Source organism: Alteromonas sp. 4NH20-0104 (assembly GCF_057547795.1).
This window is the reverse complement of sequence record NZ_BAAJLP010000003.1, coordinates 89,499-109,930: the sequence shown is the minus strand read 5'-3', so window position 1 is coordinate 109,930 and position 20,432 is coordinate 89,499. Positions and strand designations below refer to the sequence as shown.

General features: G+C 51.1%; 22 protein-coding genes. 18 read left to right on the top strand and 4 right to left on the bottom strand.

Going from position 1 to position 20,432, the window contains the following annotated elements; genetic code table 11:
- Positions 1–56: 56 nt before the first annotated feature.
- From AC27IB_RS03215 to AC27IB_RS03175, 9 genes are read left to right on the top strand one after another with little or no spacing between them, the layout of a single operon-like run.
- Positions 57–407 (top strand): 2Fe-2S iron-sulfur cluster-binding protein, encoded by a 351-nt coding sequence (locus AC27IB_RS03215; protein WP_296053822.1) that lies wholly within the window; start codon positions 57–59, stop codon positions 405–407.
- Positions 404–1,327, top strand: a complete 924-nt coding sequence (locus tag AC27IB_RS03210) for a catechol 2,3-dioxygenase (protein WP_487118868.1) — start codon at positions 404–406, stop codon at positions 1,325–1,327. Before AC27IB_RS03215 ends, AC27IB_RS03210 begins: the two co-directional genes overlap by 4 nt.
- 21 nt (positions 1,328–1,348) lie before the next feature.
- Positions 1,349–2,809: a 2-hydroxymuconic semialdehyde dehydrogenase gene (locus tag AC27IB_RS03205; protein WP_487118866.1), complete on the top strand. Its 1,461-nt coding sequence runs from the start codon at positions 1,349–1,351 to the stop codon at positions 2,807–2,809.
- A gap of 8 nt (positions 2,810–2,817) precedes the next feature.
- Positions 2,818–3,681 carry an alpha/beta fold hydrolase gene (locus tag AC27IB_RS03200; protein WP_487118864.1) on the top strand — a complete coding sequence of 288 codons (864 nt, stop codon included), beginning with the start codon at positions 2,818–2,820 and terminating at the stop codon, positions 3,679–3,681.
- Positions 3,682–3,684: 3 nt separating this feature from the next.
- Positions 3,685–4,470: a 2-oxopent-4-enoate hydratase gene (gene dmpE / locus AC27IB_RS03195; RefSeq protein ID WP_296044963.1), complete on the top strand. Its 786-nt coding sequence runs from the start codon at positions 3,685–3,687 to the stop codon at positions 4,468–4,470.
- A gap of 14 nt (positions 4,471–4,484) precedes the next feature.
- Positions 4,485–5,429, top strand: a complete 945-nt coding sequence (locus tag AC27IB_RS03190; RefSeq protein ID WP_296044967.1) for an acetaldehyde dehydrogenase (acetylating) — start codon at positions 4,485–4,487, stop codon at positions 5,427–5,429.
- 1 nt (position 5,430) lies between these two features.
- Positions 5,431–6,468 carry a 4-hydroxy-2-oxovalerate aldolase gene (gene dmpG, locus AC27IB_RS03185; RefSeq protein WP_105933086.1) on the top strand — a complete coding sequence of 346 codons (1,038 nt, stop codon included), beginning with the start codon at positions 5,431–5,433 and terminating at the stop codon, positions 6,466–6,468.
- Complete coding sequence (gene dmpH, locus AC27IB_RS03180; RefSeq protein ID WP_296044976.1) at positions 6,465–7,262, top strand: 2-oxo-3-hexenedioate decarboxylase; 798 nt, start codon at positions 6,465–6,467, stop codon at positions 7,260–7,262. The genes dmpG and dmpH overlap by 4 nt, the downstream gene beginning before the upstream one ends.
- A gap of 9 nt (positions 7,263–7,271) precedes the next feature.
- Positions 7,272–7,460, top strand: coding sequence for a 4-oxalocrotonate tautomerase (locus AC27IB_RS03175; RefSeq protein WP_296044979.1), 189 nt, complete (start codon positions 7,272–7,274; stop codon positions 7,458–7,460).
- Positions 7,461–7,526: 66 nt separating this feature from the next.
- On the opposite strand, the gene AC27IB_RS03170 is transcribed toward AC27IB_RS03175, so the two are convergent.
- The 3 genes from AC27IB_RS03170 to AC27IB_RS03160 form a co-directional block, all read right to left on the bottom strand.
- Positions 7,527–7,850: a DUF3718 domain-containing protein gene (locus tag AC27IB_RS03170; RefSeq protein WP_296044982.1), complete on the bottom strand. Its 324-nt coding sequence runs from the start codon at positions 7,848–7,850 to the stop codon at positions 7,527–7,529.
- A 371-nt stretch (positions 7,851–8,221) separates the two neighbouring features.
- Complete coding sequence (locus tag AC27IB_RS03165) at positions 8,222–10,360, bottom strand: exonuclease domain-containing protein (protein ID WP_487118860.1); 2,139 nt, start codon at positions 10,358–10,360, stop codon at positions 8,222–8,224.
- A gap of 53 nt (positions 10,361–10,413) precedes the next feature.
- The gene (locus AC27IB_RS03160) at positions 10,414–10,725 is read right to left on the bottom strand and encodes a hypothetical protein (RefSeq protein WP_487118858.1); all 312 of its coding nucleotides are present in this window, start codon (positions 10,723–10,725) and stop codon (positions 10,414–10,416) included.
- 83 nt (positions 10,726–10,808) lie between these two features.
- On the opposite strand from AC27IB_RS03160, the gene AC27IB_RS03155 reads away from it, so the two are divergent.
- The 3 genes from AC27IB_RS03155 to AC27IB_RS03145 all read left to right on the top strand — a co-directional run bounded on the left by AC27IB_RS03155 (position 10,809) and on the right by AC27IB_RS03145 (position 12,106).
- Positions 10,809–11,000 carry a zinc ribbon domain-containing protein gene (locus AC27IB_RS03155; RefSeq protein ID WP_296044990.1) on the top strand — a complete coding sequence of 64 codons (192 nt, stop codon included), beginning with the start codon at positions 10,809–10,811 and terminating at the stop codon, positions 10,998–11,000.
- Entirely contained in the window at positions 10,997–11,656 is a 660-nt protein-coding gene (locus AC27IB_RS03150; RefSeq protein WP_487118856.1) for a flavin reductase family protein, read from the top strand. The genes AC27IB_RS03155 and AC27IB_RS03150 overlap by 4 nt, the downstream gene beginning before the upstream one ends.
- 156 nt (positions 11,657–11,812) lie before the next feature.
- Positions 11,813–12,106: a high-potential iron-sulfur protein gene (locus AC27IB_RS03145; protein ID WP_296044995.1), complete on the top strand. Its 294-nt coding sequence runs from the start codon at positions 11,813–11,815 to the stop codon at positions 12,104–12,106.
- A gap of 57 nt (positions 12,107–12,163) precedes the next feature.
- Here AC27IB_RS03145 and AC27IB_RS03140 read toward each other — a convergent pair whose 3' ends face one another.
- Positions 12,164–13,786, bottom strand: a complete 1,623-nt coding sequence (locus AC27IB_RS03140; protein WP_487118854.1) for an amidase — start codon at positions 13,784–13,786, stop codon at positions 12,164–12,166.
- Between the two features lie 160 nt (positions 13,787–13,946).
- Between AC27IB_RS03140 and prmA the strand changes: the two genes are divergently transcribed.
- From prmA to purD, 6 genes are all read left to right on the top strand, one after another.
- Complete coding sequence (gene prmA, locus AC27IB_RS03135; protein WP_296045110.1) at positions 13,947–14,828, top strand: 50S ribosomal protein L11 methyltransferase; 882 nt, start codon at positions 13,947–13,949, stop codon at positions 14,826–14,828.
- A gap of 194 nt (positions 14,829–15,022) precedes the next feature.
- On the top strand, positions 15,023–16,024 hold the full coding sequence (dusB, locus tag AC27IB_RS03130; RefSeq protein WP_296045001.1) for a tRNA dihydrouridine synthase DusB: 1,002 nt from the start codon (positions 15,023–15,025) through the stop codon (positions 16,022–16,024).
- Positions 16,025–16,054: 30 nt separating this feature from the next.
- Positions 16,055–16,348, top strand: coding sequence for a DNA-binding transcriptional regulator Fis (gene fis, locus AC27IB_RS03125; RefSeq protein ID WP_070175272.1), 294 nt, complete (start codon positions 16,055–16,057; stop codon positions 16,346–16,348).
- 148 nt (positions 16,349–16,496) lie between these two features.
- A complete protein-coding gene (purH, locus tag AC27IB_RS03120) occupies positions 16,497–18,095 on the top strand; it encodes a bifunctional phosphoribosylaminoimidazolecarboxamide formyltransferase/IMP cyclohydrolase (RefSeq protein WP_296045011.1) in 1,599 nt (532 codons plus the stop codon).
- Positions 18,096–18,245: 150 nt separating this feature from the next.
- The gene (locus tag AC27IB_RS03115) at positions 18,246–19,058 is read left to right on the top strand and encodes a class I SAM-dependent methyltransferase (RefSeq protein ID WP_296045016.1); all 813 of its coding nucleotides are present in this window, start codon (positions 18,246–18,248) and stop codon (positions 19,056–19,058) included.
- Positions 19,059–19,076: 18 nt separating this feature from the next.
- Positions 19,077–20,375: a phosphoribosylamine--glycine ligase gene (gene purD / locus AC27IB_RS03110; RefSeq protein WP_487118851.1), complete on the top strand. Its 1,299-nt coding sequence runs from the start codon at positions 19,077–19,079 to the stop codon at positions 20,373–20,375.
- The last annotated feature ends 57 nt before the right edge of the window (positions 20,376–20,432 follow it).

The window sequence follows — 20,432 nt, the reverse complement described above, 5'->3', positions numbered from 1 at the left end:
AAAAAATTTTTTCTTTGGTGCCGGAGACTTAAGCGATTAAAGCGGAGCAACAGTGCATGCCTGACTATGTGATCACCGAGCAACACAGCCAACAACACTTTACCTGTAAGCAGGGTGAGTTTGTGCTCAAAGCCATGGAGAGTCACGGGCTTCGCGCCATCGCAGTGGGCTGCCGTGGCGGTGGCTGCGGGGTATGCCGGGTCAAGGTGATTTCAGGCAGCTACGAATGCGGCCGCATGAGTAAAGCCCAGGTTTCCACAGAACAACAACAGCAGGGGTACGCATTGGCCTGTCGGCTTAAACCCACCAGCGATTTGCTCATTGAATGCAGCCCCTCACCACTGGCTATTAGCGGTATTCCCGGCTTAGCCAAGGCAAAACAAAAACATACCGAGGTAATAAAATGAGAAAAGGCGTATTGCGTCCAGGGCACATTCAGTTGCGCGTACTGGATCTAGAAGCATCCGTAAAACATTATGTTGAGCTACTGGGCTTGCACGAAACTGATCGTGACGAACAAGGCCGGGTGTATTTAAAAGCCTGGAGCGAAGTCGACAAGTTTTCGCTGGTGTTACGTGAAGCCGATGAACCCGGCATGGATTTTATGGCTTTTAAGGTAGTAGACGATGCCACCCTTGAAAGCCTGACTGCAGACATTGAAGCCTTCGGTCTGGAAGTCACTCATAAAGCCGCGGGGGATTTAAAGGATTGCGGCCGCCGCATTCAGTTTACCGCGCCTTCCGGCCACGTATTTGAGTTGTATGCAGAAAAAGCCTACACCGGTAAATGGGGGGTGGAAGAAACCAACCCGGAAGCCTGGCCCCGGGCACTGCGCGGTATGAAAGCCGTACGCTTTGACCACTGCCTGCTGTATGGCGACGAACTCGCCAAAACCTATGACTTGTTTGTGGATGTACTGGGCTTTTATCTGGCCGAGCAGGTGCTCGACCCGGATGGCAACCGGATTGCCCAGTTCCTTACGCTGTCGATGAAAGCCCATGACGTTGCTTTTATCCAGCATGAAGAAAAAGCCAAGTTTCACCATGCGTCATTCTATCTTGAAACCTGGGAAGACATACTGCGCGCCGCTGACCTTATCAGTATGACCAATACCTCGCTGGACATCGGGCCCACGCGCCATGGTATTACCCACGGTAAAACCATCTATTTCTTCGATCCATCGGGTAACCGCAACGAGGTGTTTGCCGGCGGCGATTATATGTACCCCGACCATAACCCTATCACCTGGAAAGCCGAGGATTTGGGCAAAGCCATTTTCTATCACGACCGTGTGCTCAACGAGCGTTTTCTGACGGTTTTAACTTAACTCATCAATACAGGACTCGCTGTGAAAGAAGTTAAACATTATATCAACGGCCAGTATGTTGGCTCTGCCAGTGGCAAAAGGTTCGATAACATTAATCCGGCAACGGGTGAGGTGATCAGCCAGGTACATGAAGCCGGGGAAGCCGAAGTTGACGCGGCGGTGCAAGCCGCCCGTACGGCTTTGAAAGGCCCGTGGAGCAAAATGACCCTCGACGAGCGCAGTAAAATACTGTATGCCGTGGCTGACGGCATTAATGCCCGCTTCGAGGAATTTTTAGACGCGGAATGTGCCGATACCGGCAAACCCAAATCACTGGCCAGTCACATTGATATTCCCCGCGGGGCGGCCAACTTTAAGGTGTTTGCCGACATGGTTAAAAATGTCGCCACCGAAGCCTTCGAAATGGCCACGCCCGACGGTACCGGCGCACTCAATTATGCTGTGCGTCGCCCCAAAGGCGTGATAGGTGTTATCAGCCCGTGGAACCTGCCGCTGCTGCTGATGACGTGGAAAGTCGGGCCGGCGCTGGCCTGCGGTAATACGGTAGTGGTGAAGCCATCAGAAGAAACGCCCACCACCACCGCACTACTTGGCGAAGTCATGAAAGAGGCAGGCGTACCGGATGGGGTTTATAACGTAGTACAAGGCTACGGCGGCGACTCCGCCGGGGCTTTCCTTACTGCTCACCCGGATGTGGATGGTTACACCTTTACCGGCGAAACCCGTACCGGCGAACTTATTATGCGAAACGCTGCTAAAGGCGTACGGGATATTTCACTGGAATTAGGCGGTAAAAACGCCGGTATCGTGTTTGCCGACTGCGACATGGATAAGGCCATTGAAGGCACCATGCGTTCCGCCTTTGCCAACTGCGGCCAGGTTTGTCTGGGCACCGAGCGAGTGTATGTTGAGTGCTCAATTTTCGATGAGTTTGTTAGTCGGTTAAAAGCCGAGGCGGAAAAACTGGTCATCGGCCCGCCAGATGATTCAGCCGCCAACTTAGGCCCGCTGATCAGCCAAAAGCAACGCGACAAAGTGCTGTCTTATTACCAGCAAGCGGTTAACGATGGCGCAACGGTGGTAACCGGCGGCGGCATTCCGGATATGCCTGATGCGCTGAAAAACGGCAGTTGGATCCAGCCGACCATCTGGACCGGCTTAAGTGATGACTCCGCTGTGATCAACGAAGAGATCTTTGGCCCCTGTTGCCATATTCAGCCTTTCGATACCGAAGAAGAAGCGATAGAACAAGCCAACCGCCTCCCCTATGGCCTGGCCAGCGCTATCTGGACCGAAAACCTCAGCCGCGCGGCGCGGGTGGCCGGGCAGGTAGAAGCCGGGATTGTCTGGGTGAACAGCTGGTTCCTGCGCGACTTACGCACCGCTTTTGGCGGCAGTAAGCAATCGGGCATCGGCCGCGAGGGGGGTGAGCACTCACTGGAGTTTTACACCGAACTCAAAAACATCTGTATTAAGTTGTAGGAACAGGTATGCAGGCTCTCAGTAGTAATCCCAGCGCAGAAACAGGCAAAACCATTCAGGCCGCGGGCTGGCAAACCAACCTCCACGATGTGGGCGAAGGGTTTCCGGTCATGCTGATCCACGGCTCCGGCCCCGGTGTCTCCGCCTGGGCAAACTGGCGTCTGACTATCCCTGAGCTTGCCAAACAACGCCGGGTGATCGCCCCGGACATGCTTGGCTTTGGATATAGCGAGCGCCCTGCGGATGGGCTGTACCACAAAAGCCGCTGGGTCGAACATGCCATTGGCGTACTCGACGCGCTGGACATTGAGCAGGCCGACATTATTGGCAACTCGTTTGGCGGCGGACTGGCCCTGGCCTTAGCCATCGCTCACCCTCACCGCGTGGGCCGTATTGTGCTAATGGGCAGTGCCGGGGCTAGCTTCCCGTTAACGCCTGGACTTGATGCCGTGTGGGGCTACGAGCCCTCGCTTGAAAACATGCGCTCACTGCTCAACATTTTTGCTTTTGACCGTTCACGGGTAACCGATGAGCTGGCTCAGTTGCGCTATGAAGCGAGTATCCAGCCCGGCTTTCAGGAAGCGTTTGCCGCCATGTTTCCGGCCCCGCGTCAGCGTTGGATAGAAATGCTCGCCAGCCCCTTAGGGGCGCTGGCCAGCCTGCCTCACCAAACCCTGCTGGTGCATGGCCGCGACGACCGGGTGATCCCGCTGGCGGCCTCCCAAACCTTGCTGGAACTGTTACCTAATGCTCAGTTGCATGTATTCAGCAAATGCGGTCACTGGACCCAGATTGAGCAAGCCAACCGCTTTGTGCAACTGGTCACTAATTTTCTTAATGAGGCAAATATCGCCTCCCAAACCGGAACCTGATTTATGGACGCAAAGTTAATCAAACAGTATGGCGATGAACTTTACAACGCCATGCAAAACAAACAAGCGGTAGCACCGCTGACCTCACGGGAAAGTGATATTAGCATTGAAGATGCCTATCACATTTCATTGCAAATGCTGAACCGGCGTATCGATGCCGGCGCGAAAGTGATTGGCAAAAAAATTGGCGTAACCAGCAAAGCCGTGCAAAGCATGCTCAATGTTCACCAGCCCGATTTTGGTTATCTCACCGACGATATGGTGTTTAACCAGGGTGAAGTGATGCCCATCAGCGAACGGCTTATCGCGCCCAAAGCGGAAGGGGAAATTGCTTTTATTCTCAAAAAAGATCTAATGGGACCAGGCATCTCTAATGCCGATGTGCTGGCCGCTACCGAGTGCGTGATCCCGTGCTTTGAAGTGGTCGACTCCCGTATCGAAAACTGGCAAATCGCCATTGAAGACACCATTGCCGATAATGCTTCCTGCGGTTTGTTTGTATTAGGCGACAAAGCGGTTTCCCCGCATAAAGTGGATCTGGTGACCTGCGGAATGGTGGTAGAAAAGAACGGCAAAATTCTCTCCACCGGCGCCGGTGCTGCAGCCCTAGGTTCACCGGTAAATTGTGTAACCTGGCTGGCGAATACACTGGGTGAGTTTGGCATTGGGCTTAAAGCCGGTGAAGTCATTCTATCGGGCTCACTGGTACCGCTGGAACCGGTTAAGGCCGGTGATTTTATGCGCGTTGAAATTGGCGGCATTGGCTCCGCCAGTGTGTACTTCACCTGACAGGAGCAACCGCTATGAGTAATAAACTGAATGTGGCGATTATTGGTTCCGGCAATATAGGTACTGACCTGATGATCAAGGTGTTACGTACCTCAAGCAATCTGAATATGAGTGTGATGGTAGGCATAGACCCGCAATCGGACGGCCTGGCTCGCGCCCAGCGGATGGGTGTGGCTACCACCCACGAGGGCGTGGACGGACTGATCAATATGCCGGAGTTTAACGATATCGGCATTGTGTTTGATGCCACCTCTGCCGGTGCTCACCTTATCAACGATAAAAAGTTAAAAACCGCCAAACCCGGTATTCGTCTGGTGGATCTCACCCCGGCAGCCATTGGCCCTTACTGCGTGCCGGTGGTTAACCTCGAAGATCACATTGAACAGCCCAACGTGAATATGGTCACCTGCGGCGGCCAGGCAACTATTCCCATGGTGGCTGCGGTTAAACAGGTGGCTAAGGTGCATTACGCCGAAATAGTCGCCAGTGTATCGAGTAAATCCGCCGGTCCCGGCACCCGGGCAAACATAGATGAATTTACTCAAACTACCGCTCGCGCCATTGAGCAAGTGGGCGGTGCCGATAAGGGCAAAGCCATCATTATTCTTAACCCGGCCGAGCCGCCCATGATCATGCGCGATACGGTATATGTGCTTTCTGAACAGGTCGACAAAGCCAAAGTCGCTGCATCGGTAGAAGAAATGGCTAAAGCGGTACAAAGCTATGTGCCGGGCTACCGGCTTAAGCAAAAAGTACAGTTTGATGATATTCCAGCTGACGCGCCGCTGCATATTCCGGGGCTGGGTAATTTCAGCGGTTTGAAGACTTCCGTATTTCTGGAAGTAGAAGGCGCTGCGCATTACCTTCCGGCCTATGCCGGTAACCTCGACATTATGACCTCAGCGGCCATGGCGACGGCCGAGCGCATGGCCACATCAATACTCACAGGAGGCGCATAATATGAGCTTTAATCCTGGTAAAAAACTGTATATCTCTGATGTAACCTTACGCGACGGCAGTCATGCCATTCGCCATCAGTATTCCATTCAAAACGTGCAGGATATCGCCCGGGCACTGGATGCGGCCAAAGTTGACAGTATTGAAGTCGCCCATGGCGACGGGCTGCAGGGCTCCAGCTTTAACTATGGTTTTGGTGCCCATACCGATCTGGCCTGGATAGAGGCAGCCGCCGATGTCCTGACCCATACCCAGATTGCCACGTTACTCCTGCCCGGCATTGGCACTATTGAGGATCTCGACGATGCCTATGCCGCTGGCGCGCGGATTGTGAGGGTGGCCACCCACTGCACCGAAGCTGATGTGTCTAAACAGCATATTGAACATGCCCGCAAACTGGGAATGGATACCGTGGGCTTTTTGATGATGAGCCATATGCAAACGCCGGTTGGACTGGCCGAGCAGGCGAAGCTGATGGAGTCTTACGGCGCAACCTGTATTTACGTGGTGGATTCAGGCGGTGCCATGGGCATGCAGGATATTCGCGACCGCTTTCGCGCGGTGAAGGATGTGCTGGACCCGGCTACCGAAACCGGCATTCACGCCCACCACAACCTGAGTTTAGGTGTAGCCAATTCTATTGTGGCCGTAGAGGAAGGCTGCGATCGCATTGACGCCAGTCTGGCTGGCATGGGAGCAGGCGCGGGTAATGCTCCCCTTGAAGTGTTTATTGCTAACGCCGACAAGCTGGGCTGGGAGCACGGAACCGACCTTTACGCACTGATGGATGCGGCCGACGATATTGTTCGCCCCCTGCAGGACCGCCCGGTGCGGGTAGACCGGGAAACCCTGGCACTCGGTTATGCCGGTGTGTATTCAAGTTTCTTGCGCCATTCAGAAGTGGCAGCACAAAAATACGGCCTCAAAACCGTGGATATTTTAGTTGAGCTTGGTCGCCGCCGTATGGTGGGTGGCCAGGAAGATATGATTGTAGACGTTGCCCTGGATTTACTGGCACAACAGGAAGGAGGTGCTAAGTGAGCACTCGCACATTAACAAAAGATCAGATGCTTTCTTTGGCGGAGCATATTGAAAACGCCGAGTTAAACGTTCATGACATTACCAAAGTCACCAATGACTTCCCCGACATGACCTTCGACGACGCCTACGACATTCAGTGGGAAATTCGCCGTCGCAAAGAAGCCCGGGGCAACAAGGTTGTTGGCATGAAAATGGGCCTCACCTCCTGGGCTAAGATGGCGCAGATGGGCGTGGAAACGCCGGTTTATGGCTTTTTGGCCGACTATTTTTCGGTGCCGGATGGCGGTGACATTGATACCTATGAGCTTATTCACCCTAAAATTGAGGCGGAAGTGGCCTTTGTAACCAAGGCACCGCTTAAAGGGCCTGGCTGTCACATTGGTGATGTGCTGGCGGCCACCGACTTTATTATTCCGGCGGTAGAGGTCATTGACTCACGTTACGAGAATTTTAAGTTTGATCTTATCAGCGTGGTTGCCGATAACGCCTCATCCACCCGCTTTATTACCGGTGGTCGTATGGCAAAAGTAGAGGATGTGGATCTTAAAACCCTTGGCGTGGTAATGGAAATTAACGGCGAGGTGGTTGAGCTCGGCGCCGGTGCTGCCGTACTTGGCCATCCGGCCTCAAGCGTTGCCATGCTGGCTAATATGCTGGGTGAGCGCGGTGAAGAAATTCCTGCCGGTACCTTTATTATGACGGGCGGCATTACAGCAGCCGTAGCCGTAAATAAAGGCGACAACATCACAGTGCGCTATCAGGACCTGGGTTCTGTTTCGGCGAAGTTTGTGTAGGAGAACAACATGCCTATTGCACATCTGGAAATTCTGGAAGGTCGCACTGAGGAACAGCGAGCACAGTTGATCAGCGAAGTAACAGCGGCAATTTCCCGGTCAATCGATGCACCGAAGGAGCGGGTGAGAGTCATTATTACTGAAATTCCCAAGGCCAACTGGGGGATTGGCGGCGTGCCGGCCAGTCAGGTTCGGTAACCGGATTAGCTCAAAAAACAAAAGCCCCGCGAATTATCGACGGGGCTTTTTTGCCAACAAACCATCTTAGTTTGCGCGGCTGATTAGGGTACCTGTGTAATCACCAGCGGTAATGTAACGGTTAATTTTCGCTACGTTTTCGCCATATTGCTCAACAAAGTCAACAATTGGCAGCTCGTTACAAGTAACGTTGTCTTCTACAAAACCGCGGGTTAACCCTGCATCCTTAATCGCTTTGTGTAATTTCATTTTATTACCATTGGCGGCGACTACACAGATTTCTGAAGTCACCGCATCATCTGCTGCAACAAATTGAGAATTTGCCTGAGCTGCTGACAGTGCACCGAAAGTTAAGCCTGCAATCATTACTACTTTAGTGAAAGTTTTCATCGTTATTTCCTTTTTACCATTTACGGGAGAGAGTTGCTTAAGATAGAGCAACGACGATGCCAACTTTTTTAACCTTTAAATATCAATAGCTTAAATTAAAAATCAATTTTAAGCTCGATTTTGGATAAACAGCAAAAACCAAAATCTGGTCATTTTAACCAAAATTTAGCATCCAGTGATTCAGAGAGAGGAAATAGGTGCAACGCAGGCGCGTACGCATAAAAAAGCCCACGTTAAGTGGGCTAAACAGCAAGAACGCATACACACTTAGTAAGTGTTCTTAATAGTATGGCTATTGTTTAAAAATAGATCAAAAAATTTACTAAAAATTATATTAAACTTTAGTTTATTTACCCAAGTCTATTTTCACATTAATTCTGCGGACTGCTATCAGTGCACTGGATCAGCCGTAATAGTTCAGCGGCAGCTAATGCATCATCCAGTGCACGATGGTGATTTTCCAGGGCGATTTCAAAATGCGCCGACAAAGCGCCCAGACCATAAGATTTGAGTCCTGGAAAACTTTTTCGCATCCGTGCACAGGTACAAAATTTCGGCCGTTTAAACTCCAGTTCAAGACGGGCAAACTCTTGCTTTATAAAACCATAGTCAAAATTGACGTTATGGGCAACAAACACACTGTCTTTAGTAAATGCCTCAATATCCTCGGCCACTTCAGCAAATACCGGCGCACCTGCCACCATGTCATCACTGATGCCGGTTAACTGGGTAATTCTGGAGGGGATATGTCGCTGCGGGTTAATAAGACTCTGCCAGCGAGCCACTTCTTCGCCACCGATAAGCTTAACCATACCCACTTCCGTTATACGATGGTACGCCGCCTGCCCACCCGTGGTTTCGATGTCTACAACCACGTACGGCTGCATCGGATCCTGATACCATTGAACCTGTGTGATCCCCACTTCAAACCCACACTGCCTCAGGCGCTGAATGGTAATCAGTTGATTACGTCGCAGTTGATCGCCCGGTGCCTTGATTTCCTCAAAACGCAGGGTGTCATTTTCAATAACCAGAATATCCGGAAAGCCATCGCGCAGGCTGGCATAGTCTTTACACATAAGCACCAGAAACTCACGCAGGTTGTCTGTATTTGTATGATCAAGCAGTATTTTCAGGCTGTCCGGCAAGCCCTGACGCCACATAAAAATGTTATTCACTTTGCCATAATGGGCACTGGCTTGTTTAAGCAAATAGCGGTGTAGGGTATCTGTGTTGGCACAATACTTATCAAGATGCTGTTCAATTTCACTGCCAAAGCGGGCGTAAAAATCGTTATAGCGTAGCACTTGCGGCCGACGGTCGAACTCACTCACCAACCCCCATTCACCGTATAACCAATCCCAGAACAATAGCCCGAATAACATGCGCCAGGGTTGATTCTCTGCCCGGTAAGCCGCCAGTCCCTGACGCCGGTAGTAACCAATAACCCCGTGCTCTACAGACTGATTGTGAATATCATCGAGTTGCACCACCTGAGTGGCGTCACGGAGCATATCGGTTAAAGTGGAAGTCCGTTTTCGATCAAATTTACGGGCGTAGAAATCTTCAGCAAAAGCCAGCAAGGTGTCGGAAGACGGATCGTCAATTATCGCCTCAAGCGTTTTCTGCACCGCCTCTTTGTTGCCGAGTTTATAACTTTCCCGCAGCCATTTTTCCTGAGCCTGGTCGCTGCCAGCCTGCTGCAACAGGCTCAGCGCTTTTTGAGGATCCTCGCCGAGCCAGAAGCTGCCCATTTGAAACAGCAGCCGGTCCCTATAATCCTGTCCAATCGGGCAAAACACCCCAATTTCAGTATCCGGACTAAACGCCGCTTTCTCGTCGTCAGTGAGCTGCTTAAAAGCCGTTAACAGGCGCGCATAATAAAATGCACCACGGGCGGCATCCTGACTTTCAAAACGCGCCAGTTGCTGGCTAACATCCTGCCGAGTGCGCATCACCCCTAAATCCCGCATGGAAAATTGATTAAGGCGGCCTTTGGTATGGCCAAAATATAAAAACAACAAATAGTTGAGGGCGGGATCATAGGAGCGAAACCAATACTGCTCATCAAGCTCTGGTAATACAGCCAGCGGCTGACGAGCCATCACACCGGCAAGCTCATCGATCAGTGCTTGTTTGGGTAAAGTGCTGCTGGCCTGACCCCCATTACACCTGAGTAACACAAGCAGGTCGCTCTTTGTCATTGCCTGGCCCAGCGAATAACTATCCCCCTGACTAATACTGGTGAACCAGCCCGACTCACGTAGCCTGGTTAACCGTATTAACGGCGCGTCAATTTCTGCATAGTCGAAGGTTTTCGTGACAACAACAGGGTATTTGCGGTTGGCAGCACGCACTATCAGGCACTGGTCATCGCTGTCCAGGGCCCGGAAGTGTTCAATAAAAGTAGCGGTACTGGCATCAATTAACGGCCGGTTTGCGCCCTCGAAAAATTGCAAAAATTCATGAAAGTGATCGAGGTAATACCGTTCTGGGAGAGTTTTTCGCATTGCAGATCCTGAACCTATAACATGTATAAATATACAGCATCCAACATAAATTGCTACTGTTGTGACTCACCCGCCGGCGCAATCTTTTGCCGGGCCACCCAGGCAAAATATTCGCTAAGCGGAGGGTCGGCTTTAAGCCGCTCAAGCGTTGACAGGGTCTTGGCCAGGGTCATCTCATCATAAAAGCGATGAATGCCATTGTGGCACTGGCGACATACCATGATGCCCTCGGCGAGTTCGGCTTTACTGTAGCGCTTTTTAAAGAAGTTACGGCGATGCATTTTACGCGGAATAAGATGATGAAAGGTCAGCCAGTGGATTCGTCGGCAACAACAACAGCGCCCTTTTTTCACCTGATTGGCCAACTATCTGTCCTCCTGTTCAATCCAGCTGTGCAGCTTATACGTATAGCCTAACAATAAAGAGCAACCACTACAGGCAAAGTACTATGAGTTTAACCAAGGCCAGCACCTTTGAGTGCCCCTACTGCATGACGATTAACGATATCGAGGTGGACGAAATCAATGATATTGGCCAAAGCCTGGTAGTGGACTGCCAGATTTGCTGTCAGCCTATTCTGGTGTCTATTTACGACAGTAACGGCGAACTTGATATCCGTGCAGAAATGGAGAACGAATGAGTATACAAACCATTGATGCAGACGGCATTGATGCCATGGCACAGCGCTTTCGCGCTAACTTTATCAACAGTTTATCCGGCTATAAAAGCGCGAACCTGGTTGGCACCTGTAACGAGCACAAACATACCAACCTGGCTATTGTCAGTTCGGTGGTGCATATTGGCGCTAACCCGCCGTTAATGGGCATGATTATGCGTCCGCACACGGTCACCCGTGATACCCTCGGCAACATTAAGCAAACGGGCTTTTTTACCCTTAATGCATTGCCGGTTAGCCATTATGCCAGCGGTCATCAAACCTCTGCACGTTACGACCCTGCAGTCAGTGAATTTGAGGAAGCCGGCTTTACACCGCTGTGGAAAAATGACTTTGCGGCGCCGTTTGTGGCCGAGAGTCCACTGCGAATTGCGCTGAAGCTGGAAGACATTCTGCCCATCCCGGCCAATAACACAGAGCTGGTCATTGGCCGGATCCAGCAGGTACAAATTGAGCCGTCTGTGATCACTGCGGATGGCTCCGTGGATATCGCCGCCCTGGAGCTGGCAGCGATAACCGGCCTGGATACTTATCATCAGGCCAGACCGGTGGCTAAAATGGCCTATGCAAAACCGGACCGTGCACCTAAGCCGCTGCAGCTTTTTAATGCAGATCAATAGAATGGATAATTACAGTTGGTAGATCCATTTTTAACCTGTATAAGTAGAAACTAATAAATCTGTGCGATTCCATAAAAACCTGCCTCGGCAGGTTTTTGCATTTTGGGACCAAAGTAAAAAAGAATCATTCTCGTTAACTTTTTTTGGAGTACTATTATGAAATCAGTCAATCGTCGTGATTTTCTGAAACTTTCCGGAACCACGCTAATTGGCATGACATTAGGCGGTGTAGCCCTGCGTGCGCAGGCTCAGGAACACCTGAGTGAAGAAGATGCCACCGCAAAGGCCCTGAAATACACCCACAAATCCACCGTGGAAGGTTCAAAATGTGCAAACTGCATGTACATTCAGGGTGATGCCGGCGCAGAATGGCGTCCATGTGCTATCTTCCCGGGCAAGCAAATCAATGCCAACGGCTGGTGTAGTGCGTGGGTGAAAAAGCCTGGCTAAACGCAGAACAAAAGATTTAAGAAGGCGACGTTACCGTTGGTGACGTCGCCTTTTTCATTATTGAGCTGGCTGTTGATAAGGCGATGCAATGCCTTTTACCGATGCCGCTTCCAGCCGGTTAGGTAAAAACGCCGGGGTAGCAATAAACTGATTGGCCCATTCAAAGGCCAGACCGGTATTGAGCACCTGAGCATCCTGCCACTGTCCGCCAATCACACTCAACCCCACCGGTAAATCTCTCACCGTGGTAAGCGGTACAGTGATATGCGGGTAGCCGGCAATGGCAGCCAGGTAACCAACGCCTACATAACCGGAAGGCGCGTTATCGCCATACACCGCATCAATTAAAAAGGCCGGGTTGTTTGACGGCCCCACCAGCACATCCACATTGTATTCACTTAGCAGTTTGTCGATACCTTGTTCGCGGGTAGCCGTGCGGACAACGGCCAGCGCCTGCTGGTAATCCTCACCGGCCATCCCCTCGGTTGCAGCCGACTTTTCAAAAATAGACTGGTCAAATAACTGCATTTCCCGTGTTGAGGTGCGATTAAAGCCAATCAGCTCGTCGAGGTTTGCCACCGGCAAACTGGCAGGCGATGACAGCAAATACTCATTCAACGTGGTTTTAAATTCGGCGAGTAACACCAGGTAGGATTTCTCCCAAAAATCATCCGGCTGCTCGAGGCTCTCAATGTCAACAACCTGCGCTCCCAGTGCGGTTAATTTTGCCACGGCTTCATCAAAAGCCGCGATAATGGCCGGATTGTTACCTTGTCGATACCGCATGACACCCACTCTCAGGCCCTGGATATCGCCATTAACCCCGGCAAGCATACCGGCGTCGGGCCGGGCTCCAGCCAATGTGGCTTTATCATGCTCATCCTGACCGGCCATGACTGAGGCCATCAGCGCCGCGTCTTCTACCGAGCGAGCCATAGGCCCGGCGGTATCCTGTGTCACGGAAATCGGCACAATATGCGTACGTGGGATCAGCCCCACCGTGGGTTTAAAGCCCACAATACCGTTCATTGAAGAAGGGCAAATAATCGACCCGTTGGTTTCGGTTCCCACCGCAAGTGACGCCAGCCCGGCCGCCATGGCGGCACCGGAGCCCGAAGACGAACCACAGGCTGTACGGGAAAGGACGTGAGGATTACGGGTTAACCCACCCACCGCACTCCAGCCGCTAATGGAGTCCTCTGAACGAAAGTTAGCCCATTCCGACAAGTTGGTTTTACCCAGAATAATCGCTCCGGCTTCACGCAAACTGGCTACCAGCGGCGAATCACGACGAGTATTGTTATTAAGTAATGCCAGAGAACCCGCGGTGGTCGGCATATCTCTGGTTTCAATATTATCTTTAAGTAACACCGGAATGCCGTGCAGCGGGCCGGTTGGGTTACCACTAGCCAGCGCAGCATCTTTCGCTTTGGCCTCAGCCAACGCATTCGGATTAACTAACAACACACTGTTAATAGACGGTCCGCTTTTATCGATAGATTCAATACGTGCCAGATAACCAGACACCAGCGCTTCTGCCGTTAATTCGCCGCTTTTTATTGCAGCCACCTGTTGTGAAACCGGCGCATCCAGCCACTTATTGTCGAAAACAGGTTGGGTTTGCGTGGCGCATGACACGATAAAACAGACGAGCAAAATGCTAATCAGCCTTTGTTTCATATTTTTCTCCGGGCGGTCATTGCCGCTTTGTTATTATTGAGACGAAATGCTAATTACCTTAAATGAAAACAGCACCGAGCGCCATGCTGCGCAATCGCCGATACCAATTCTTACCATCCCTGTTAAAATTGCGTCTTTCTGTTTTAGCGCTGAGGATCCCATGCCCTGGTTACAATTACGAATCGATACGTCTGCCGAGTTAGCTGAACAAGTAGGCGGTATGATGAGCGCCAATGGTGCTCAGGCCGTTACCTTTGTCGATGCCAAAGACACGCCGATGTATGAGCCTAAACCAGGTGAAGTCATGCTATGGCCGGACACCCAGGTCGTCGGACTCTTTGACGCCGCAGACGACATGCCCGCCATTATTAAGCGACTGGAAAAAGCCAAAGTGCTGGGCAAAGCATTTAAATACCGCCTCGAGCCGCTGGAAGATAAAGACTGGGAGCGCGAGTGGATGGACAATTTCCACCCCATGAAGTTTGGCAACCGTTTATGGATTTGCCCCAGCTGGCGCGATGTGCCAGAGCCTGATGCAGTAAACGTAATGCTCGACCCCGGCCTGGCGTTTGGCACCGGTACTCATCCAACAACCGCTTTATGCCTGCGCTGGCTCGACGGCATAGACGTAGCCGGTAAAACCGTGGTCGATTTTGGCTGTGGCTCCGGCATATTGGCCATCGCCGCATTAAAACTTGGCGCCAGGGAGGTCATTGGTATTGATATCGACCCTCAGGCTCTGCAAGCCTCCATGGATAACGCTCAGCGCAATAATGTGGCCGACCGTTTAAACGTTTATTTACCCGCCGACCAACCGGCACTGCAGGCCGATATCGTTATGGCAAATATTTTGTCCGGCCCGTTGCTGGAGTTACAGGATGTCATTACCGGCTACTGTAAGGCACAGGGCTTACTGGTACTTTCCGGCATTCTTGCCGAGCAGGTTGAGCGGATTGAACAGGCTTACGCCCGGGACTTCACTTTGGATGTCAGCGCGATTGATGAAGATTGGGCACGAATTTCAGGCCGTCGGCACGGTTAATTATCGACGATACTGGTTGACCTGTCTTAAATGTCAATGTCACAACTTTGACATGAAAACGAAAACTCATTGTCAATAGTGCACACGCAAATTTTGTGTAATTTTTAGCCTTTTCAATATTGCAGAAAACGCGTACACTTAGCGCCCCGTTTCAGACAGGTGGTTATTTTCTACGCAAAGTTAGGTTGTTTTTTATGCGAATTGGAACTTACACACTTGATAACAACCTAATGTTAGCACCTATGGCAGGTGTAACAGACAGGCCCTTCAGACAGCTCTGTCGTCGTCTCGGAGCAGGCTTGGTTGTATCGGAAATGCTGAGCAGTAATCCAAGGGTATGGAATACAGCGAAATCCATGCAACGTATGGATCACAGCGGGGAGTCAGGTATACGTTCTGTGCAAATCGCCGGAGCCGATCCCGACTTAATGGCACAAGCAGCACAATTTAATGTTGCCAACGGCGCTCAGATTATTGATATCAATATGGGGTGCCCCGCCAAGAAAGTGAATAAAAAGCTGGCAGGTTCAGCATTGCTGCAGTATCCGGATTTAGTGGAATCCATTGTTCGGTCGGTAGTCAACGCTGTGTCAGTTCCCGTCACCCTGAAGATCCGTACAGGGTGGGACACGGACAACCGCAATGGGGTAAAGATTGCCCGCATTGCACAGGAAAATGGCATTCAGTCACTGGCTGTTCATGGTCGAACCCGTGCCTGTATGTACAAAGGTTTTGCCGAGTACGACACCATCCGCCAAATAAAGCAGGCGGTGTCAATTCCGGTAGTTGCCAATGGTGATATAACCTCACCAGAAAAAGCCAGGGAAGTGCTTGAGTATACTGAAGCTGATGCGTTAATGATTGGCCGCGGTGCCCAGGGCAATCCGTGGATATTCAGAGAAGTCTCCCACTATCTGAATACCGGTGAATTACTGGCCCCACCATCGTTAATGGAACAACATTCGGTGCTTAAAGAACACGTAACAGCGGTTCATGCCTTTTACGGCGCTGAAAACGGTGTTCGTATTGCCCGCAAACATGTGGGTTGGTATTTGATGGAGCACGATAAGGATCGTCAGTTCCGTAAAGTGTTTAATGCGCTGGAGTCTGCCGAAGAGCAGCTGCAGGCCATTGACCACTATTTTAACAACGTGCTGCCTGATGGTGAGGCCCGACAGATTTCACCGGCAGCTTAAGACTGATTAACAAAAGAGCAAGAAAGTATTATGTTCGATCAAAATGTAACTTCTCCTTTTACAACTACTGTAACTACTCCGTCACAAACTCAGGCACAAAAACCACTGCGTGACTCTGTTAAACAAGCAGTCAACAAGTACCTGAAACAGTTAGATAACACCAACATCGATAACCTGTACGAAATGGTACTGGCCGAAGTTGAAGCGCCTTTACTGGAAGAAGTTATGACTTTCACTCGCGGCAACCAAACCCGCGCAGCAATCATGATGGGCATCAACCGTGGCACACTGCGCAAGAAATTAAAGCAGTATGGCATGAACTAAGCCCTGCGGGCCTGGCCCACATAAGAGCACCTTTAGGTGCTCTTTTTGTTTAACCGCCGCGCTCGGTTCCGGAAGCGATGGCGGATAAAATGAGAGACTCCGGACACCCACACCATTGTTATTAACCTCATCGAAGCAAAATACCACTATGGAAACACCAAAACCGATCAAACGAGCACTGTTAAGCGTTTCAGACAAAACCGGCATTGTTGAGTTCGCGACAGCGTTACACGAAGCAGGCGTTGAACTGCTGTCGACAGGTGGCACCGCCAAGTTACTCGCTGACAAGGGACTGCCCGTCATTGAAGTGTCAAACTACACTGGACACCCAGAGATCATGGACGGCCGGGTGAAAACCCTGCACCCTAAAATTCATGGTGGCATTTTAGCCCGTCGCGGTACCGACGAAGCTGTCATGGCAGAAAATAACATTGGCCCTATCGATTTAGTTGCCGTTAACCTCTATCCGTTTGCGGCGACAGTGGCTAAAGACGACTGCACGTTAGAAGACGCTATCGAGAATATCGATATTGGCGGACCGACTATGGTGCGGGCCGCGGCGAAAAACCACAAGGATGTCACCATTGTGGTAAATGCCGGCGACTACCCTCGTGTATTAAGCGAAATGCTGGATAACGCAGGCTCGCTGACCTACAAAACCCGTTTTGATTTAGCCATTAAAGCGTTTGAACATACCGCCGAATACGACGGCATGATTGCTAACTATTTCGGCGCACGTCTGGACTCTACCGAGTGTGCCGATGATTGCGAACACGATCACAGCGAATTCCCGCGCACTTACAATATTCAGGTCAGCAAAAAGCAGGATCTGCGTTACGGCGAAAACAGCCACCAGGCGGCGGCGTTTTATGTTGAAAATAACGTTCAGGAAGCCTCTGTAGCTACGGCGACTCAGTTAAACGGCAAAGCGTTGTCGTTCAACAACATCGCCGATACCGACGCTGCCTTAGAGTGTGTTAAAGAATTCGTTGAACCGGCCTGCGTTATTGTTAAGCACGCCAACCCATGTGGCGTAGCACTTGGCGAGAATATCCTTGAAGCTTACGACCGCGCATTCAAAACAGACCCCACCTCGGCGTTTGGCGGCATTATTGCCTTTAACCGCGAACTCGATGCCACAACTGCGCAAGCAATTGTCGATCGTCAGTTTGTAGAAGTCATTATTGCCCCGTCGGTCTCTCAGGCGGCAGCTGATATTGTGGCCACCAAGAAAAACGTACGTCTGCTGGTCTGCGGCGACTGGATGGGTCAGTTAACCGACGGTTACGACTTTAAGCGTGTTAACGGTGGTTTGCTGATTCAGGAACGTGACTTTGGCATGGTTGAACAGGAAGACCTTAAAGTGGTGTCTAAAGTGCAGCCAACTGAAGCGCAATTGCGTGACCTGATGTTCTGCTGGAAAGTAGCCAAATATGTGAAATCCAATGCCATTGTTTACTGTAAAGACAGTATGACTATTGGGGTGGGCGCAGGCCAGATGAGCCGTGTTTACTCAGCCAAAATTGCCGGCATTAAAGCGGCAGATGAAAAGCTGGAAGTCGCCGGTTCGGTAATGGCTTCCGACGCCTTCTTCCCATTCCGCGACGGTATTGATGCCGCTGCAGAAGCCGGGATTAAAGCGGTAATCCAGCCCGGTGGCTCAATGCGCGACGACGAAGTAATCGCCGCCGCTGACGAGCACGGTATTGCCATGGTCTTTACCGGTATGCGTCACTTCCGTCACTAAGCGCGCTGTATAACGTGTTTTTGCGTTGGCCTGACATCACGAATGTAAAAATTTTGTGTTAGGCTAGCGCAATAAAGTCCTGTTCATTAAACGATCTGATGAGCAGTGCAGTATAAACAACACGTTGTTAATGACAGAAGGGAAATACCAATGCGTAAATCTGCGGTTCTATTACTTGCCAGCTTACTGGCGACACCGGCTTTTACAGCCAATGCCGATGCCATTGCTGAGGCAGTAGCCAGCGATACACGTTCAAGCCAGGCACGCTTACGTGACGAATACCGTCATCCCCAGCAAACCCTGCGCTTCTTTGATGTTCAGCCTGACATGACCGTGGTGGAAATCCTGCCCGGTGGTGGTTGGTACTCAAATATCCTGGCACCATTGCTAAAAGAAGACGGTAAACTGGTTGCGGCGCACTTCTATGTGCAGGAAAATTCCCCCAGCTACTACAATCGTTTACTCGCCAACTTTAAAGAAAAAATGGCCAGCGACGGACCGTTTAGCGCGGTAGAGCTGACAGCCTTCGATCCCATTGTAAACCTCGAAGTGGCTAAAGCCGGCACTGCCGACCGCGTGCTGACCTTCCGCAACGTACACAACTGGTATATGGCCGATAAAAAAGACGGCGTAGTCAACGCCATGAAAACGTTTTTTAAAGCCCTCAAGCCCGGCGGTATTCTGGGAGTGGTAGACCACCGTTTACCGGAGTCTGATGCCGACGATAAAATGGAGTCATCTGGCTACATGAAGCAATCTTATGTCATTGAAATGGCAGAGAAGGCAGGCTTTAAGCTGGTAGCAAGCAGCGAGATTAACGCTAACGCAATGGACACTGCAGATCATCCACGAGGTGTTTGGACATTGCCACCAAGCCTGCGTCTGGGCGAAGAGAAACAAGCCCACTACCTGGCGATTGGTGAAAGTGACCGAATGACCCTAAAATTTATGAAACCTGAATAACTTTACGGAACACTCTTAATGAAGGTACTTGTAATTGGCGGTGGTGGCCGCGAACACGCGCTGGCCTGGAAAGCGTCACAATCGATTGGTGTAACTGACGTATTTGTTGCACCGGGTAACGCCGGAACAGCCACCGAAAAAGGCTTAACCAATGTTGATATTTCTGCCACAGACGTAGAGGCATTGGTGGCATTTGCCAAAGAAAATGGGATTGGACTGACGATTGTAGGTCCTGAAGCGCCGCTGGTGATTGGTGTAGTTGACGCTTTTGAAGCACAAGGCCTTAAGATTTTTGGCCCAAGCAAAGGTGCTGCACAGCTGGAAGGCTCGAAAGCCTTTACCAAAGACTTTTTAGCACGCCATAAAATCCCAACCGCCGATTACCAGAACTTTACAGAGATTGAGCCTGCGCTGGCTTACGTTCGCGAAAAAGGCGCGCCTATTGTGGTTAAGGCCGATGGCCTCGCCGCAGGTAAAGGCGTTATTGTCGCCATGACGCTCGAAGAAGCCGAAGACGCCATTAAAGACATGCTGGCCGGCAACGCCTTTGGTGAAGCCGGTAGCCGCGTGGTTATCGAGGAATTTCTTGATGGCGAAGAAGCGTCTTTCATTGTGATGGTCGATGGTAAAAACGTTTCGGCGTTTGCCACCAGCCAGGATCACAAGCGTATGGGCGACGGTGATACCGGTCCTAACACGGGCGGAATGGGCGCTTACTCACCGGCACCGGTTGTAACGCCTGATATCCACCAGCGGATTATGGATGAAGTGATTTATCCCACCGTTAATGGCATGGCAGAAGAAGGGTATCCCTACACCGGCTTTTTGTATGCCGGCCTGATGATTATGGCTGACGGCACGCCTAAGGTGATTGAATATAACTGCCGCTTCGGCGACCCTGAAACCCAGCCTATCATGCTGCGCTTACAGTCAGACCTGGTGGCCTTATGCCTGAAAGCCTGTGACGGTGAGCTGGCAGGTATCGAGATTGACTTCGACTCCCGCGCTGCCGTTGGCGTAGTGCTGGCTGCAGGTGGCTATCCTGCCGATTATGCTAAAGGCGATGTGATCTCGGGCTTAGACGCAGCCGCGAAACTGGAAGGCAAAGTCTTTCATGCCGGCACGGCGCTGCAAGACGGTGAAGTTGTTACCAGCGGTGGCCGCGTGCTTTGTGCCACGGCGCTGGGTAACAGTGTTACCGAAGCTCAACAACAAGCTTATCAGCTGGTTAAAGCCATTGACTGGAAAGATGTTTACTTCCGCAATGATATTGCCTACCGGGCCATGGCGCGGGAACAGGCTGGTTTAGCCAACTAGAGTAAGAAAATAACAAGCCGCTCACCAGAGCGGCTTTTTTCTACCTGAAACACCAGT